Origin of the sequence: Microcoleus sp. FACHB-672 (assembly GCF_014695725.1) — a bacterium.
GTDB lineage: Bacteria > Cyanobacteriota > Cyanobacteriia > Cyanobacteriales > Oscillatoriaceae > FACHB-68.
The window spans coordinates 83,159-100,766 of the sequence record NZ_JACJOU010000015.1 but is presented as its reverse complement, the minus strand read 5'-3'; the positions used below and the strand labels follow the sequence as shown (position 1 = coordinate 100,766).

General features: G+C 47.7%; 11 protein-coding genes. 2 read left to right on the top strand and 9 right to left on the bottom strand.

The window, feature by feature from the left end; translation table 11 throughout:
- Positions 1-58 precede the first annotated feature (58 nt).
- The 4 genes from H6F56_RS10345 to H6F56_RS10330 form a co-directional block, all read right to left on the bottom strand.
- A complete protein-coding gene (locus H6F56_RS10345) occupies positions 59-811 on the bottom strand; it encodes a hypothetical protein (protein WP_190667527.1) in 753 nt (250 codons plus the stop codon).
- Positions 812-1,240: 429 nt separating this feature from the next.
- Positions 1,241-2,161, bottom strand: a complete 921-nt coding sequence (locus H6F56_RS10340) for a hypothetical protein (RefSeq protein ID WP_190667525.1) — start codon at positions 2,159-2,161, stop codon at positions 1,241-1,243.
- Positions 2,158-3,846, bottom strand: a complete 1,689-nt coding sequence (locus H6F56_RS10335; protein WP_190667523.1) for a serine/threonine-protein kinase — start codon at positions 3,844-3,846, stop codon at positions 2,158-2,160. The genes H6F56_RS10340 and H6F56_RS10335 overlap by 4 nt, the downstream gene beginning before the upstream one ends.
- A gap of 77 nt (positions 3,847-3,923) precedes the next feature.
- Entirely contained in the window at positions 3,924-5,180 is a 1,257-nt protein-coding gene (locus tag H6F56_RS10330; RefSeq protein WP_190667521.1) for an NB-ARC domain-containing protein, read from the bottom strand.
- A 336-nt stretch (positions 5,181-5,516) separates the two neighbouring features.
- Here H6F56_RS10330 and H6F56_RS10325 point away from each other — a divergent pair, with 336 nt between their 5' ends.
- Positions 5,517-7,007 carry a DUF4347 domain-containing protein gene (locus H6F56_RS10325; RefSeq protein ID WP_190667519.1) on the top strand — a complete coding sequence of 497 codons (1,491 nt, stop codon included), beginning with the start codon at positions 5,517-5,519 and terminating at the stop codon, positions 7,005-7,007.
- A 175-nt stretch (positions 7,008-7,182) separates the two neighbouring features.
- Here the strand turns inward: H6F56_RS10325 and H6F56_RS10320 are convergent, their stop codons facing one another.
- The 3 genes from H6F56_RS10320 to pheT all read right to left on the bottom strand — a co-directional run bounded on the left by H6F56_RS10320 (position 7,183) and on the right by pheT (position 11,133).
- Positions 7,183-7,608 carry a TIGR02588 family protein gene (locus tag H6F56_RS10320; RefSeq protein ID WP_190667517.1) on the bottom strand — a complete coding sequence of 142 codons (426 nt, stop codon included), beginning with the start codon at positions 7,606-7,608 and terminating at the stop codon, positions 7,183-7,185.
- Positions 7,605-8,498 carry a TIGR02587 family membrane protein gene (locus H6F56_RS10315; RefSeq protein ID WP_199312721.1) on the bottom strand — a complete coding sequence of 298 codons (894 nt, stop codon included), beginning with the start codon at positions 8,496-8,498 and terminating at the stop codon, positions 7,605-7,607. Before H6F56_RS10315 ends, H6F56_RS10320 begins: the two co-directional genes overlap by 4 nt.
- Before the next feature lie 190 nt (positions 8,499-8,688).
- Positions 8,689-11,133: a phenylalanine--tRNA ligase subunit beta gene (gene pheT, locus H6F56_RS10310; RefSeq protein ID WP_190667515.1), complete on the bottom strand. Its 2,445-nt coding sequence runs from the start codon at positions 11,131-11,133 to the stop codon at positions 8,689-8,691.
- Positions 11,134-11,816: 683 nt separating this feature from the next.
- Here pheT and H6F56_RS10305 point away from each other — a divergent pair.
- Positions 11,817-13,418: a serine/threonine-protein kinase gene (locus H6F56_RS10305; protein WP_190667513.1), complete on the top strand. Its 1,602-nt coding sequence runs from the start codon at positions 11,817-11,819 to the stop codon at positions 13,416-13,418.
- A 54-nt stretch (positions 13,419-13,472) separates the two neighbouring features.
- On the opposite strand, the gene H6F56_RS10300 is transcribed toward H6F56_RS10305, so the two are convergent.
- Positions 13,473-15,113, bottom strand: coding sequence for an alkaline phosphatase D family protein (locus H6F56_RS10300; protein ID WP_190667510.1), 1,641 nt, complete (start codon positions 15,111-15,113; stop codon positions 13,473-13,475).
- A gap of 222 nt (positions 15,114-15,335) precedes the next feature.
- A complete protein-coding gene (psaB, locus tag H6F56_RS10295) occupies positions 15,336-17,564 on the bottom strand; it encodes a photosystem I core protein PsaB (protein WP_190667666.1) in 2,229 nt (742 codons plus the stop codon).
- Between the last annotated feature and the right edge of the window lie 44 nt (positions 17,565-17,608).

Here is a 17,608-nt window from a genome sequence, read left to right as displayed (position 1 = left end):
TTTTATTTTTTGACAAATTATATGCTTAATATGCTTAATAAATTTCATCACACTTATTTTAAAAAGAAAAACTGTAACCAACTCTCAGCAGAAACCGGCTGCCATCGCCGGCATTGCCGGTTATATCTGTAACCGCACCCGTCAGCACAATCGGAATGTTACGGAATGGCGCATAAGATAATCCTAAAGTTAAATCTTGCCCTGTCCATTCAGCAATCGCGTTAACAGGTTCAACGACGCGCAAAGCTGCACTGCCAAACACCCCGACTGACTCGATCTCACTATAAATATCGGATTCTGAACGAAATTGTCCGCTGCCAATGCCGGCAGAAATAACAAGTAAGCTAAAAGGTTCCTCTACACTTTCTTGCAGATTAAAGGTTTTCGTTGCAACTCCATAAACACTGGTGCCGGCATCGGTAAACCCCCAGATAATCGCATTTTGCACCCCAAAAGCAACGGACAAATCCTCAGATAAAGCTCGGTGAATTTTAAAACTTAAGGAACCCCGGCGGGCGAAATCTGAAACATCCAGAATTGATGCCACAACATCGAAACCAACAAATTTTTGGGAATTTCCTAAGCCGATACCAATTCCTAAACCTCCATCCGCTAGGTTTGTGTAGCGTGTACGAGATTGCCAGCCGGCACCAATGCCAATACTTCCGAAGTTTAAGCCACTCGCAAACGGCATCGCCACGGAAATGCTGGGATCTGCCTGGGATTCTTGCACAGTAACTAAACGTAGACTCGGTGGCTTGCCGGCAGGTTCAGGCAGTTCTTCTTGCAATCCTTCGTTTGATAGTAACACGCCGGACTGATTGTTAGCGATAGATTGATCTTGAGGAAAAGCTGAAGCGGAATTGCTCTCACAAATTCCCCTCAACTTAAGGCAAAATAGTTTTAAAGTTACAAATTTTTTCTGTATTTCTGGGTGAAAATCTTGAGAGTTATCAGTTTTTAATCTATTAACTATGAAATGCGATAAAACTCGATTTTTTTTAGAGATAGGCAGCGAATTAATTTTATTAAACCTATCAATTCTTTTTGGCCGAAAATTATCAGATAACACCGGCTCATCCCAGAACTCAGGAGCAAAATTCTGGGCCAAACTGGTACGGGAAATCGCAATCTCACTGGCGGCGCAGAGAAAAATAGCGGTGAGGAACCGGAAGGCGTGGCGGATGGAGGATTTCATCAACAAGGGCAGGCATCAATATTAATTCCCTATAAATCCTAATCAACTGCCGACGTTGAATGCCTGTGAATAATAGCGTTCTGCCTGCTGAGTCAGCCCCACCCGGTCGTAGAGAGCACCCAGCATCTGGTAAACTGCCGGTGTTGATTTGCCGCCCAATACCAACGTTTCAAGCGTCTCAATCGCATCCGCAAACAAGCCATAATTACTGTAAATATGAATTTTAGCCAGGGCTTGTGCCGGCTCAGAAAGTCCTTGTTGCGCCGCCGCGTTGAGTTTGTCCCGCACGGCTTCAGCCTTGTGCTTCTCTAGCACCAAAAAAATTGCTGATTCCATCGGCGCTAAGTTATCATCCGCCCGGACAATTATCTGATATTCCTCTCCCGGTTGCAGAGATGAGCCAGAATAGGCAATTTTTGCTGAATTGACTCGCGCCTCCCAGATCACACCCGTTGCATTCCTGATTTTGACGGTGTAATGCTTGGCACCTTTGACGGCATTCCAGCGTAAAATTGGCCGCTCATCAAGCAGCGCGGTTTGCCGGGGACTGATAATGTAAGGAGAATTTTCATCCACAGGGCTGCGAAGCGTCGGAACTCTGGGATCTTGATTGTTCGGCATCGGACAGCCATTGAGTGCGCCGGAAACGCCTTCTGGTAGCTTCCAAGTTCGCCCATCAGCACAGCGGACAGTAGCACTTGCGCCCTTCCTGACAATAAGCAAATCGCCGGGATGAATTTGGGTATTTTCACTCACTGGCGTTATCTGTTCATTGCCGGCGCGGTGCAACAGCACTTCCCCGCTAGCCTCGATTAGCCAATAGCCGCCGGCTGCCGCTTGGGCGGGAGGAAGGGATTGTGCGAGTGTTCGGTTTACGCTTTGTTTCACCGGCTGACTTTCGCACAATTGGGCGCTAGACAGCATCAGGGTGACGACGATTGCTATCGATAGTGTGCGTTTCATTTTTCCTCTGCAGCGGAGTTCAAGCGAGCGCGTGCCATGTCAATCCAGATTGCTTCATCTAGATTGAATATCGAAGCATATCTGAGACAATTTTGCCATTCAACCAGTGCTGCTTTCCATTGATTCTGATCTTCCAGAACTTGTGCCAGCAAGCAGTAAGCTGAGGCGCGGTGTTTGTCCAGACGAATCGCTTCTTGTAATTTCTCTCCTGCTTGTTGATAGCGTTTTTGCCCAAATAGTGCCCAGCCTAGGTTTTTGAGGATAGCGTATTTTTTATTATTATCGTTGGCGTGCTTGAGACTTTGGGAAAGTAACTGAATGGCTGTTTCATATTGGCCTTCTAGAATGTAAAGGCGAGCCAAGTTATTATCAGCAGCCGGCAAGCCATTTTCACTAGCTTTTTGATAAGCATTTCGGGCGCATTCCCAATTTTGCCGGTCTTCGCAAAGAGTGCCTAGGTTGAACTGAGCGATTGCTAAATTTGGTTGTAGGGTGAGGGCTTTTTCATATTGGGTACGGGCACAGTCCCAATCTTGCCGATTTTGGCAAAGAAATCCCAAGGCGTTATAAACTTTTGCAGAATTTGGATTATATTTTAATGCTTGTTTGTAATCGGCTTCCGCCTGATCTGATTGACTTGCTAAGTGATTTTCTAGTCCGCGATTGTAATAATAAGTTGCTAGGGCGACGCGCACCCCCCACAAGCCGGTTGTTCCAATTAATATTAAGATTACTGCTGCTAGCCACCGAGGAGGCTTAATCCATCCGCCCCGGTTATTTTTCACCATTTCTAAGCGATCTAAAATGAGCTGGGCAGTGGCAGGACGTTTACCGGGAAACGTGGCCATTAGCTCATCAATTAAGTCGGCCAGATGGGATGAAATATGGGGGGCGCAATCTCGCCAAATCAATTCGCCGGTTTCAGGATTTTCTGGTAATTCTACTGGGTGTTTTTCCGTTAGTAAATGAACGAAAGTGCGTCCAAGGGCGAAAAAATCAGATTGCGGCACGGCTTTGCCTCCTGCTTGTTCAGGTGGAGTATAGCCGGGGGAAACAATGCCGGTGATTTGTTGGTGGCTTCCCACTTTTGCCATATATGTGCCGGTGACTTCTCTAACAGTACCAAAGTCAATTAACACCAGTTCACTTCCCCCTTCTAGACTTGCTAATGGGCAGCGAACCATAATATTCGATGGCTTTAAATCTCGGTGAAATAAGTCTTTTTCATGAATAATTTGGAGAATTTTGGTTAGCTGTTTGAGCCAATCTAGGGCTATTTTTTGAGAAATACGGCCATATTTTTCAACCCACTGCTCTAAATTATGGCCTTCTATTTTTTCCATTACTACGCAGTGTAATTCTTTAGGAATTTCTGCTATTTTTAAAATAAAATATCCATCAAGCTCAACTTGAGGAATTCCCGGATGCTTGAGCTGCTGTAAAACTCGTGCTTCTCGTTGAAACATTTGGCTCCACTTCGGGCGTTTCAACACTTTCATGACTTTTAATTTTCCCCCATCCTCAACTTCAAACACTTCAGTGGGGCAAAATTCGTCTAATTCACGTAGAGGTTTAATCAGGCGGTATCGGTTATTGATCAGCAAAGGGGTGCCACAGCTCTGGCAATGAGCCAGATTGTCAGGATTTTGCCGGCAGATGCATTTGGGATTAATACAGTAGCTCACTCAGGGGATGTTAGAGTTTAGATTGGATAAAGTCTTAAATAAAATATTGAAATTTATTTAAAAAACGATTCACTAAATTATTCAGAATATTTCAGGTTTAAGCTGGTTACATATTCCATTACCACCGGCTGCAAGGTAAAACGCCCCGAACTTTTTTCAATCAGGGAGCGTCCAACTAATGATGCCAGCGCATTCGTTAATTCAATTGAAGATACTCCTGATAAACTTTCTTGCAGCTCACTCAGCGCCACTGGCTCTTTTTCAAGAGAAAGTTGGTAGACTATTTGCATTTCCAACTTAGATAATCGCTCAAAATGCACTTCAATGAAATCACTAATGTCACGCGTAACTTGCGTTGTCCCTATTTTTAAAAATTCGCTAACGTTGCCGTCAAAAACTTCTTTAATAAAAGCAGAAACGATTTTTAGCATAAAAGGATTTCCTCGATAAATATTAATCAGAGTTCCCCATTTATCTTCTTGAAATAAACCCTTTTCTTTGAAAATTTTTCGTGCTTCATCTCCTAAACCTGCCATTTGATAAGAACGAACAGGTAAAGTTTCTCCTTCTAATAAAGCAACTTCTCTAAGTTTTTCTCGGCTAGTTAGCACTAAGCAACTTTGGTGGGGCGTTTCTCCCACCCGTTTCAAAAGTTCGCCATAAACTTTATAACCGGCTTGATAGTGCCCAACGAAATCTCCACTGCTGAGAATCGCTTCTAAATTATCGAGTACCAGCAAACAGCGATAGCGACGCAAGCATTCTATGAGACGCGAAATCAATTCGCTGCTATCGTCGGTTAAATCAGTTGCCGGCTGGTGAGAAAAGAATTCCAGTAAGTCTGTTAAAAGTTCATTCAGGGGAGGCGCTTGGTGGAGACAGCGCCAAATTATATAGTCAAAATTATCTTGAACTTCTTTTGCTAATTTCACGGAAACTGCGGTTTTTCCAATGCCACCCATCCCCAGGATTCCTACCAGCCGGCAATTCTCTTCAACTACCCATTTTTTAAGCGTTGTGATTTCGCCGGCACGTCCATAAAAAGCAGTCACATCAGGTGCTTCCCCCCAATCCGTATGCGCCTCAATTTGTGGGAGTGCGTCAGCAATTTCTTTCCAATTGTTCAGTCCAACCGCTTGACAAATATTAATAAACGAATCTTGGCGAATCGGTATACTTCGCCAAAAGCGTTTCAACGTCGCTTCTGTGGTGTGAGCGGCTTGACACCAAGCAATTGATGTCTTTTTCCAGCCTTTCTTTTTTCGAGCCTCATCAATAATTTCTAACTTTTTTTGAGAGGCACTGAGAACTGGTGCTCTAAGATTGCCGGCCATATCCTAATCTGCTATTATGCTTTTTCTAAAATACCAACTCTTGCGCTCGGTATTAGCTCAGGTTCTTCGTCTACTGAGCTGTGAAGTGAGCCGTCAAATGAGCCGGAAAACTGAGCCACTAATGAGCCAAATTAATGTTGCTCGCTCTTTCATAATACAAACACGGGGGGAGGCGGGATTCAAGCGATTGTTGTACCGATAGTGAGTTTCAAGCGCGTATTTTTAAGTGCAAGCTTGAGACATGAGGTACACACTGGGGGTACTCTACCAAAAGTCCGACGCTAAAACAGGACACCCCAGTTTGATAGATAAACGCTTTCACAAGGGACAACAGAAATGCTGAGCAGCTTACAAGCTTCAAAAGAAAGAATTGTCAATCACAGCAGCAAAGCCAGTATCGTCTTCATTGACTCAGCGGTTGAGGAGTGCGATCGCCTGATTGGCGGGTTGGCAGCCGGCACAGAAGTCTTCACCCTCAACCCCAGACGTTGTGGAGTCGAGCAAATCACGGAATTTTTGGCCCAACGCACCGACACGTCTGCTACACCCTTTATCGATACGATTCATATCGTCTCCCACGGTTCTCCAGGCTGTCTGTATCTAGGCAATACACAACTAAGTCCACACAACCTCGAGATTTATGCTCAGCAGTTGCAGCAGTGGGACAAGCATTTAAACATTGGGAATTCTGTATGGGGAAACTATTCTCAATTCTCCATTCTCCTCTATGGCTGTAATGTGGCTGCTGGAGAAATTGGTAAAGCTTTTGTACTGAGGCTTTCGCAATTAACCGACGCAGATATTGCCGCTTCCATCAACCCGACTGGCAGCGCCGCCAAAGGTGGGGACTGGCAACTGCAATTCTTCACGGCTAAAATGACTGTTGCCTTAGCGTTTGATGAAACCGTCCTCAAGTCATACAGCCACGTTTTAGGTGGCACCACCCGCTACTGGAAGGGTGCCGGCGCGGATAAATACTGGAGTAACCCGCTAAACTGGTCGGGAGACGCCGTACCAGAAACAGAGGATGATGTCATCTTCAACGATGCCGGCACGAAAGATGTGGTTCTCAACATCATCCCACAAATCAAAAGTCTCACCATTTCCCCTGAATACACCGGCACTCTGTCAGGTTGGCATGAGTTGACGGTGTTGGAAAATGTTTTAATCCAGGGCGGAACGGTTAATATCAGCTTGGAAGCCGGTGGCAATATCACCATTGAAAATGGCACCGTCAACAGCTACCTTTCTGCTAATGGCGATCTCACGATTAAAAATGGGACGGTTGCCTGGAATGGGGGAAGTATTAACGGCAATACTTGTCTGAGTGGGGGCGTAGTTTCCTTTGCGAGTAATTACAATAGCTACTACATTTTCTACGGCAACTTTATTCGTGCCGGTGGTACGACAAAGGGAACCCCAATTTTCGGTTTCTACGGCAGCAACCCCCAGACATTTAATGCCGGCATCGAAGGCATGACGTTGCGAGATTTATACAACTGCTGTCCGCTGACGTTGCAGGGTAAGGTAACACTGAATGGCTTCTTTTCCAACTGTGGCACCCTTAACCTCACTGCTGGCGCTACGATAGACGCATCGGCGGTTTGTTCCTACCAAAACACCGGCACCATTCTCGAAATTGGCACCATTGTACGCCAAGATAAAGCAAAAACTCTCACATCCAAGCAAGATAAGCCGGTTTCCTGTCTTACTCCCAGTGCCGGCGATCAGCGGTTTCTCGCCTTGGAAGGTGCGAAGGAAAGCTTAAATGAAAATGTGCTACAAACCGTTCAGGTTACTTATAATAGCGTCCCCACCTTTGTCTAATTGTCCAGACAATAATTTTTCAAGTTAAGAGCCGGTTTATGGAAAGCACTAGGAGGTGAAATTCCCGCTTAGCTCTCGCAAGTTTGCCACTCACACACACTTAAAACGAACGAGATAAATTTCTATACCTCTCCTCTATGCTGTCTCTCAATTCTTATTAACAGTTATCAACTTATTAAGGTGACTTATAACTGCCAATTCGTAAAACTAGCTCACCTTCTTTCGGATTTCGAGTGAAGATAAACGCCCCTTTTTCAGCTTCCCCACCTGATAAAAAATCAATTTGCTGTTCCCCAGACTCCTGGACTTCTCCATTAATTCGCAATTCTCCAATGACTTGCACAGAATCAGCCGTATTTCCACCAGTATTCTTAATTTCAAATGGGACATAAAATTGTCCTTGCGTGTTACGAATTGCTCCATCACGGACAACGGCTAAAACCGGCGGTTCATCTCGCCTGGTAAACCAGTCATAGCAGACAAGTCCGACAAGTGCTGCCAATATAGAAAGGGAAATGCTAAAAGTTACCAACTCTGCCGGCGATCTTCCTTCATGTTGAAGTTCTGAAGGAGAATTTTTCTGTGGGTTTGACTGACTCATACCATTAACCTTCCTGCCGCGCCACCAATTGTTGCCGGTAAACCGAGGACTAATGTGTGACTCAACCACAATTGCCACGGATCTTTAAAGCTGAGTTTGTGGAAAAAAGCTAATAGCAATGCTGCTGCTGCAAGCGAGACTAAATATGCTGTAATTGTTTCACTCATCGGTCGCTGAAAAGGTCCTTTCTGCTGCCGACGGATGTCTTCAGAAGTAAAGCCGGCTTGAAACACGATGCCATAAGAAATCAGCAGTGATGCAGCTATAATTGCTAATAGCCAGGGAGGCGATATCGCCGCAGCTAGCATGGGAACTTCGTCAGTTGGGGCAATGTTAAAAGCCAAGAAAGTTGCGCCTAGTAAAGTGGCACTAAGGTCTAGCACAGTTGGGTTAAAATTAGCTGGATCTGGTTTATTTTGGCTTTGGGAATTCTCATTTTGGTCATACTGAGCTTGGTTGCGATCACCGCTTAACAATGAACGCGCTAGCCCAACTCCTATTGAAAATGGCATTCCTTCAAAGACGACTTTTCCCAGAATCTCACGCCAGGGTGTTTCAAAAGTAATTTCACGCAAAAGTATTAGGGTTAATAAGGCGCAGACAAGGCCCAGTGCCATCGCTTCCACGCTATCCATTGCTGCATCTTTGATGCGGACATTGTTACTTTTACGAAAGCCGGCGGTGCGATTGAGCAACAAAACCCCGATAAAAGTAGCAGCAAGACTGCTGATTCTTTGTACAGGTTCAGCAACTGATCCGATCCACCAAACTTCCATTGTATAGAACAGCGGGATGCCAAACAAAAAGCCACCGCAAACGCCCCGAATTAAATCATCCAATTCATTTTTCCAGGCATTTTTTCGTTTGCGATGCCGCATTTTTTTGTCCATGAGTTCGTGTGAAAAAGTGCCATTAGGCGGAGAGAAGGCTTTTTCTATTTAATTTTTAGAAGGGATCTGAATAAATCTCTCTTGAGATAGATTTAAAGATGGTTATAAGATATTGAGTTAAAAATTATTTCGATTTTTAACCGCAGATAAACGCATATATATAAATTTGCGTTTATCTGCGTTCGATGTTTTAACTTCTCAGGCTGACAGAGAAGTTTTTCACTAAAGCATCGCGCACTTTTTGCTGCACCGGCTCTACATCTTCATCGGTTAAGGTGCGATCGCTCCCGCGATAAATTAACCGCAACGCTAAACTTCGCTGTCCTGCCGGCACATTTTCACCCCGATATTCATCAAACAATTCCACAGATTCCAGCAAGCCACCAGCAGCCTTTGCGATCGCCCCTTCAATTTCAGCCACCGAGACATTTGCCGGTGCGAAGAAAGCAATATCTCGACCGGCAGCCGGGAAAGTGGAATAGGGACGGAACCGGCGCGCGATCGCCTCGTGGGAGAGGGAAGCTAAAAGCACTCCCCAATCTAACTGGAACAGGTAAACCTCATCAGGTAACCCCCGTTCTTGCCGGAGTTGGGGATGCAGTTGGCCGAACGTACCCAGCCGGCTTCCCCGCAACCACAAGGAAGCTGTGCGTCCCGGATGCAGACGCTCATCACTGCTATCGGCTTTGCATTCCACCGCGAGATTTAAGCGCTCAAACACGCTTTCTAATAAGCCTTTGGCTTCAAACCAGCTTAGCGGCTGTTCGCGCCCACTTCGCGCCCACCGGCCTTCGGTTGGATCTCCACCGATAATTCCTGCGATCGCATCCGTCTCTTTTAAAGCATCCCCTTCTTTCCAGAAAATTCGGCCTATTTCAAACCCGTTTAAGGGGCCATTTCCCTGTTCAAGATTGTACTGAAAAGCGTCAATGAGTCCAGATAACATTTCTGTCCGCAACGCTGAATACTCAACAAATAGCGGGTTAGAAAGCACCACCTGATTGTCTCCTTCAGTGCGGACGAGGGAGTAGTGCATCAATTCTGTCAAACCGGCACCCCGAAAAGCCGCTCTCACTTGCCGATTGAGCTTTTGTTCCACCGGCAGCACCCCCGCAGCCGTTTTACTCGGCAAGGTTTCGCAGAAGTTGTTGTAGCCGTAGAGACGGGCGATTTCTTCAATTAAGTCAATTTCCCGCTCTAAATCCCGGTAGCGGTAAGCCGGCACGGTTACTTTCCAAACCCGCTCTTGTTCTGTGGGAGTGACACTGCATCCTAACGCGGTGAGAGTGCGTTCCATTTCTGCCGGTTGCAACTCACCCGTTGCGTCTCCCTGTTTAATCGCGCCTAAAAGCTGATTAACGCGGTCTAGACGCAGTTCTATAGAGCGAGTGAATACTGACCTGTCCGCTTGGCTGCCGGCGGTTTCCTGAGCCACCGGCACGCCTTGTGCGAGTTCTGCAAGCAACTGCACCGCACGCTGGCAGGCGGTTGCCAATTCTGCCTGGTTCACGCCTCGTTCATATCGAGTAGAGGCTTCGGTTCGCAACCCTTGGCTACGGGCAGACCGGCGAATGGCCACCGGCTCGAAGATGGCGGCTTCGAGGATCAAGTTTTGGGTGCCGTCATGAACTTCGGTTTCCTCGCCACCCATGATGCCGGCCAGCGCTACCGGCTTATCGTTGGCAGTAATTAAAAGGTTTTGTTCTTGCAGGGTGCGGGCTTGTCCGTCCAAAGTTTTCAGGGTTTCGCCGGTTTTGGCAAAACGCACGCCAATGGTCAAATCCTCACTGCCGGCAACGGCTTGCAAGCGTTCCCGGTCAAAGGCGTGCAGCGGCTGACCCCATTCCTGCAAAATGTAGTTAGTGACATCCACCACATTGTTAATTGGTCGCACGCCGGCTGCTTGCAAACGTCGTTGCAACCATTCCGGAGAGGGGGCAATTTTAACGCCTTCGATGACGGTGCCGATGTAAATGGGGCAACCTTGCAATGACGTGTCCATTGAGAAGCGTGCAGCCGAATTCGCTGCGGTTCCCCCGATCTCCTGTGATCCGGCTGCCGGCAGTCGCAACGAGGTGCCGGTGAGCGCTGCCACTTCTCGCGCAATGCCCACCATACTTAGGGCATCGGCACGATTTGCGGTTGCTGTCAAATCTAAAATTACATCATCTAGACCGAGCAGAGGGCGAACGTCGCTGCCTAGTTTTAAGCCCTCTGCAAAAATATGAATGCCGGCAGATTCTTTGGCGAGTCCCAGTTCGGCTAATGAGCAAATCATGCCTTGAGAGGGGACGCCCCGCAATTTGGCCGGCTTAATTTTCAAATCAATCGTCGGCAGGTAAGTGCCAATCGTCGCCACCGGCACATAGAGATCAACACGGGCGTTGGGTGCACCGCAAACAATGTTCAAAGGGTCGCCAGAAGCCCCAACATCGACTTGACACACCCGCAGTTTATCGGCGTTCGGATGGGGTTGACAATCGATGATTTTCCCGACCACGACGCCATCGGCCCAAGTGCGCCGATCTTCGATGTCTTCTACCTCAAATCCAGCCAGTGTCAGCATTTGGGCCAACTCTTCTGGAGAGAGTGTAATGTCCACCAATTCCCGCAGCCAGTTCAGAGAGATACGCATTGCTAATTGCTAATTTTCAGTTGTCAGTGGGCAAGGGCCGGTTTTGTTCAGTGATCGTCTGGAGTTAAGCCAAAAGTCTCGACTAAACCCGCCCATATAATAGTCAGTTGGTAGCGGCACCTCCCATGAGTTGCCCGAGGCGTCAGTTGTCAGCCTTGATCAATGAGAGTCGTTCACTATAGACGCTTCGCCTTCACCTAGGCTAGGCTGATAGCCTGATCCTTGTGCCTGATCATTTTATCCTTCCTAGGAGACTGCCCTCTCACACGAGTTGCCGGTCTTTGCCACCCTTACTCCCAGCTTTGTTACACAGGGTCGGAACTGTGAAACTTCTTCATGGAACCAACACAATTTTGTAAATATCCCACTAAGATATTGATTATTATTGTTTGGGAGCCTAATTTTAGGGCATTTTAAATATAGGGAGAGTGTCACTTGGAAGGTCTGAAGGTGCCAACTGAGGGCGGCAGTACCAAACAGGTTCCACGCGAGCAAAGTTATTTCGGCAACACTTCAAGGGATTCCCGCTTCATACCCCGATAGTCGCCTTACATCATATAAGGTAGGTAGGGTATACCTAAGCAGCCCAGAAGAAAGAATCCGTGAGGCCAGAGGGAATTGAGCGTCTACTAATGTAAGCCTGTTAGCTGTCCAACAGCTGAGCATAATCCGGGTAAAGTTGAATGAGCTACTGTGTAAATCCAGCCTGTCCCCATCCTGAAAACCCAGACAACGCTCCTCGGTGTCAAGCCTGTGGCGAAAAGTTGCTGCTGCGAGATCGCTATCGAGTGACTCAAGCTTTAGGCCAGGGTGGTTTTGGGGCGACTTTTATCGCCCAAGATATTTCTTTGCCCGGTCAGCCAACTTCTGTGATCAAGCAGCTTCGCCCGGTGGCCAGTTCTGAGCGGGTGCTGGAAATGGCGAAGGAGCTTTTTGAGCGAGAGGCTAAAACGCTTGGCAAAATTGGCAATCATCCCCAAGTGCCCCGTCTGCTAGATTATTTTGATACCAATGATCAGTTTTATTTAGTTCAGGAATATGTCAGTGGGGCGACTCTGAAGCAGGAAGTTAAGCGCAGTGGGCCTTTGACAGAACTTGGTGTCAGGCAGTTTCTCACTGAACTCCTGCCGGTGGTGCAATACCTCCACGATCATCGAGTGATTCACCGGGATATCAAGCCGGCTAATATTATTCGCCGCACAATCGACCACAAACTGGTTTTAATCGACTTTGGCGCGGTTAAAGACCAAGTGAGCCAAACAGCGCTGATGAGTACGTCAGATCAGACAGCTTTGACCTCTTTTGCAATTGGCACCCCCGGTTTCGCGCCGCCAGAACAGATGGCGTTACGCCCGGTTTATGCCAGTGATATCTATGCGGTGGGGGTGACTTGCATTTATTTGCTGACCGGAAAATCTCCTAATCACCTCGGCTACGATCCGATTACGGGTGAGATTCGCTGGCGGGAGTACATTAATGTGAGTTCGCGCTTGGCGAATGTGCTGGAGAAAATGCTGGAGGTGTCTGTACGCCAGCGTTACCAGTCTGCCAACGATGTCCTCAGATCGTTGGCGGTGGAGTTTCACCGGGAAAGCCTCTCTCAAGGCATGATCAATCAACCTAAGAGTAGTGGCATTCTCTCTGACGAGCATACGGATATCGAGTCTGCTGGGGGGGTGGCAGGGGGATCGCAAGTGTCTCGGTTAGCGGAGGCCATTCGGGCACGTAAAGGCCGATCAGGGGGAACTCGTGTGCCGGCTGGGGAAACCCGAAATCCGGGTATGGTTTCCAAAGCCGCTGCCGCAATGGCGGTCGATGGCAAAGGCGGTTCCAGCGCGAAGATGAAAGGGCCGGTTAAGTGGGACGCCAGTGGGGTAAAAACATCCTATGCTAAAGGCCGGCGAGATTTTGCTGCGTGCGATCTCAATCTTCTAGATTTGTCGCGAACGAGCTTAGCAGAAGCAGTTTTCCATCAGGCGAGTTTGGTAAAAACTAAGTTTTTGGCAAGTGATTTGTCTAGCGCTAACTTTGGCAGAGCGAGTTTAAATCAGGCAATTCTGCGCGATGCTAATTTGACGAAAGCTTATATGAGCTACGCCAATTTGGAAGGGGCGGATCTTAGAGGTGCGGATCTGAGTGAGGCTTATCTTACCCACGCAAATTTGCGAGGGGCAAATCTATGTGGGGCAAATCTTACGGGTGCTAGAGTGAGTGATGAGCAGTTAGCGATGGCAAAGACGAATTGGATGACAGTCAGGCCAAATGGGAAGCGAGGTTTGTTTTAAGAAACCTGACCTTGGCTGCTTTGCTTTTATTGAAGAATGGGAAAAGCTGCCGGTTTAAGAAATTTGATTTAGCTCAATTCGTTGCATTTGTATGATTCCCTCTGCTTGCTTGCTGCTATAAAATAGCTCGTAAATAATGGATAATTCTCCATTATTCATTTCTTTGACGCGAACAATGCCAAAATTATTATGCCGGCAAATATATAAATTTTCTACCTGGTAGGGAATGTTTTCTCGGTGATCGCCAAGGTCGCCTTTTTTTTGAACCAACTTTTCTAAAAGGTGACGACCAAATTCCCTCATCGAAGCATAAGCAATGCCACTAGATGTAAGCTGAAACACTCTAGCTGAAGGGAATTTTTGATGGGAAATTTTAAAAACTGCGCCCATGTGAACATCGCCACTGAGAAAAACGACAGGTCGCTTTGTTTCTTGCGAAAACTGAAAGACTTTTTCGAGTAATTGATTGCGTTCTGACCAGTTGGAGTCGTGATCCCAGTGATCTCGGAAATCGTCGGTGTATTTAAAATAAGGAAGATCGAAGGTATTGACAACAAAGCTTTTGAAGTGAGCTAACGGCACTGGCGATAGAATAAACAAAACTCGTGCACTCGAATCATACTGAGCGTTTAACCAAGTTTCAAAGCGCTGCCATTGTTCAGCCCCCAGCAATCGCAATTTCTGCCGGTTAAAATCGTGGTGCCCTCGCATATCCAGCACATAAAAATGGGAAATTCCACAACTAAATTCATAATCAAATTGATCCACATTAGGGTCTGTATGTGGGTTGTGAGAATGTTCATATTCCCGATAAACTTGCTTGGCAGCCGAGAACATTTCATGAGCCAAGTTTATATTTTCTTTAAAGTTTCTCAATTCCCAAGAAACATCTAGCTTGGCAGCCAGTTCTTCTGGCGTGTAAGAACCCCAACCATCGACAATTTCATGATCGTCCCAAATCATGTAAGTGGTAAAATTTTGAAAAATCCGGCGCACTTCAGGTAAACCCCAATAACCTTGGTAAATGTCCCGATACCAAGAAACCATGTCATTCCGGGAAGGCTTGTGCTTTTTGACATTTTTGAGCCACTTCCAAATACTTAATTCTTTACTTCCATCTACATACACCTGATCGCCGCCGGCGAGGACAAACTGGGCATTAGCGTCCAACAATTCTTGATAAAATTTATCCCACATTTTTAAGCTGACTGTAGTTTGCCCATTATAAGGCTGGTGGCAACTGTACAGTCCAAAATTCACTTCTGTAGGATTTTCTGGAAATGTCCGAAAAGAAAGCGGTTCTTCATGCCCTAATATCCAAGGCTGGTTCTTGTTCGGTTGAAATAAAATATAAAAATATCGAAATTCTGGTTTTAAATCTTTAATATCTACCACATTTGTCAAATCATTGTTATAAACAAAATTGAGTGGATAAATTAATTGTGTGTCAAATTCTTTTATTTTATTCTCGCTCATTAATGCGAATTTCTCTGTTTTCCCCTCACGCTGAATGTGTGGGATTCCATCTGTTGGAATAGGATTTTTAGCTACTACTAAGCAATAATCCCCAGGCTGTTGCACTCGCAGCCAGAGGCGGACGCTTGTCGTGGTGGTATGGCCAATGATGCTAGCAGTTTTTAAACGCGGATTCGGCCAAGGTCTTTCTTCAGGGTCACAGAAATTTAACAGTACCAACGGTTCCCTCCTTTTTTTGCCTTATTCAAGATTAGCTTATTTATTCTTGAGGCCGTTTTAAAAAAATAAGTGCTTGTGCGTTGCTGAGGCAAAACGCTGGCTTTTCGTATTAACAAGTGTGGCAAGCCATAGACAAGCCGGTTACATTCTCTGTAGCCGAAAAAAACCCCCACCGGGTGGCGGGGGATTGATCAGCAACAAGCTAAAAGTTTAAGTTGAAAATCAACCGAACTTACCAGCAGTCGAAGCAATCAAGAACGCCGCATACGTCAGGACATAACCCACTGTAAAGTGAGCCAAGCCGACCAGACGACCTTGAATGATACTCATAGCCACCGGCTTATCCTTCCAGCGAACCAAGTTCGCCAACGGTGTGCGTTCATGTGCCCACACCAGGGTTTCAATCAACTCTTGCCAATAACCGCGCCAGCTAATCAAGAACATAAAGCCGGTCGCCCACACTAAGTGGCCGAACAGGAACATCCAAGACCAGACCGACAGATTATTCATCCCATAAGGGGTGTAGCCGTTGATCGTCTGAGCTGAATACAGCCACAGATAGTCACGCAGCCAACCCATCAGGTACGTTGAGGACTCGTTAAACTGAGCCACATTTCCTTGCCAGATTCCTAGATGCTTCCAGTGGAAGTAAAAAGTTACCCAGCCAATGGTATTGAGCATCCAGAACGTTGCCAGGAAGAAAGCGTCCCAGGCTGAGGTGTCGCAGGTGCCGCCGCGTCCGGGTCCGTCGCAAGGGAAGGCGTAGCCGAAGTCTTTTTTGTCCGGCATCAGCTTGGTGCCTCGTGCATCCAATGCGCCCTTGACGAGAATCAAGGTCGTGGTGTGCAAACCGAGGGCGAAGGCGTGGTGGACGAGGAAGTCTCCAGGGCCAATCGTGAGGAACAGGGAGTTGGTGCCACTGTTAATCGCATCCAGCCAGCCGGGTAACCACACGTTGCCGTAGTTGGGCCAAGCGGTGGTGGCGAGGCTGTCTGGGTTGGAGAGCAGCACGTCGAAGCCGTAGAGGGCTTTGCCTTGGGCTGCTTGTACCCATTGGGCGAACACCGGCTCTATCAGGATTTGCTTTTCTGGGGTGCCGAAGGCAACAACAACGTCGTTATGGACGTATAAGCCTAGGGTATGGAAGCCCAGGAATAGCGAGACCCAGGATAGGTGGGAGATGATCGCTTCTTTGTGCCGCAGGACGCGGTCGAGGACGTTGTTTTTGTTGGCTGCTGGGTCGTAGTCCCGCACCCAGAAGATTCCGCCGTGGGCGAAGGCTCCTAGCATCAGGAAGCCGGCGATGTACTGGTGGTGGGTGTACAGGGCGGCTTGGGTGGTGAAGTCTTGGCCCATGAATGCGTAGGGCGGCAGACTGTACATGTGCTGCGCAACTAAGGAGGTGACGACGCCTAAGGCTCCGAGGTGGATGCCTAACTGGAAGTGCAACGATTCGTTGTAGGTGTCGTACAGCCCTTTGTGCCCGTCTCCTAACCGTCCACCGAAGGGGGTGCCTTCTGGGGGCCGGTGGGTGTTGAGGATGTCACGGATGCTGTGGCCAATCCCAAAGTTGGTGCGGTACATATGACCGGCAATGATGAATATCACTGCGATCGCCAGGTGGTGATGGGCGATGTCGGTCAGCCACAGGGATTGTGTTTGCGGGTGGAATCCGCCCAGGAATGTCAGGATGGCGCTGCCGGCTCCTTGGGAGGTTCCGAATAGGTGTCCTGCTGTGTCTGGGTTTTGGGCGTATACGCCCCAGTTGCCGCTAAAGAATGGCCCGAGTCCTGCTGGGTGGGGCAGGGTGGTCAGGAAGTTGTCCCAGCCTACGTGCTGTCCCCGAGCTTCGGGGATGGCGACGTGGACGAGGTGTCCTGTCCAGGCTAGGGATGAGACGCCAAACAATCCGGCTAGGTGGTGGTTCAGTCGCGATTCTGCGTTTTTGAACCAGGCTAGGGATGGTCTGTATTTGGGTTGCAGGTGCAGCCAGCCTGCGAACAGGAATACGGCTGACAGCAGCAGTAGGAATACTGCCCCTTGATACAGGTCGTTGTTGGTGCGCATCCCGATTGTGTACCACCAGTGGTATACGCCGCTATAGGCGATGTTCACTGGGTTTGATGCCCCGGCTTGGGTGAATGCTTCGACTGCCGGTGCTCCGAATTGTGGGTCCCAGATTGCGTGGGCGATTGGCCGCACGTTTAGGGGGTCTTTTATCCACTGGGGAAAGTTGCCTTGCCATGCTACGTGGAATAGCAGACTTGAAGTCCACAGGAAGATGATTGCCAGGTGACCGAAGTGTGAGGCGAATATCTTTTGGTAAAGATTCTCCTCTGTCATGCCGTCGTGGCTTTCAAAGTCGTGGGCTGTGGCGATTCCGTACCATAGCCTGCGTGTTGTTGGGTCTTGCGCCAGGTCTTGGCTAAATTTTGGAAATTTTGTTGCCATAAGTTTGCATAAACCCTTCTCGGTTTTAATATTACTGCAATTTA

Coding starts and splice junctions, on each gene's coding strand:
- H6F56_RS10330 (WP_190667521.1), bottom strand. CDS start 5,180: ATGGCCGGCAATCTTAGAGCACCAGTTCTCAGTGCCTCTCAAAAAAAG.
- H6F56_RS10320 (WP_190667517.1), bottom strand. CDS start 7,608: ATGAGTCAGTCAAACCCACAGAAAAATTCTCCTTCAGAACTTCAACAT.
- H6F56_RS10340 (WP_190667525.1), bottom strand. CDS start 2,161: ATGAAACGCACACTATCGATAGCAATCGTCGTCACCCTGATGCTGTCT.
- H6F56_RS10315 (WP_199312721.1), bottom strand. CDS start 8,498: ATGGACAAAAAAATGCGGCATCGCAAACGAAAAAATGCCTGGAAAAAT.
- H6F56_RS10325 (WP_190667519.1), top strand. CDS start 5,517: ATGCTGAGCAGCTTACAAGCTTCAAAAGAAAGAATTGTCAATCACAGC.
- pheT (WP_190667515.1), bottom strand. CDS start 11,133: ATGCGTATCTCTCTGAACTGGCTGCGGGAATTGGTGGACATTACACTC.
- H6F56_RS10305 (WP_190667513.1), top strand. CDS start 11,817: ATGAGCTACTGTGTAAATCCAGCCTGTCCCCATCCTGAAAACCCAGAC.
- psaB (WP_190667666.1), bottom strand. CDS start 17,564: ATGGCAACAAAATTTCCAAAATTTAGCCAAGACCTGGCGCAAGACCCA.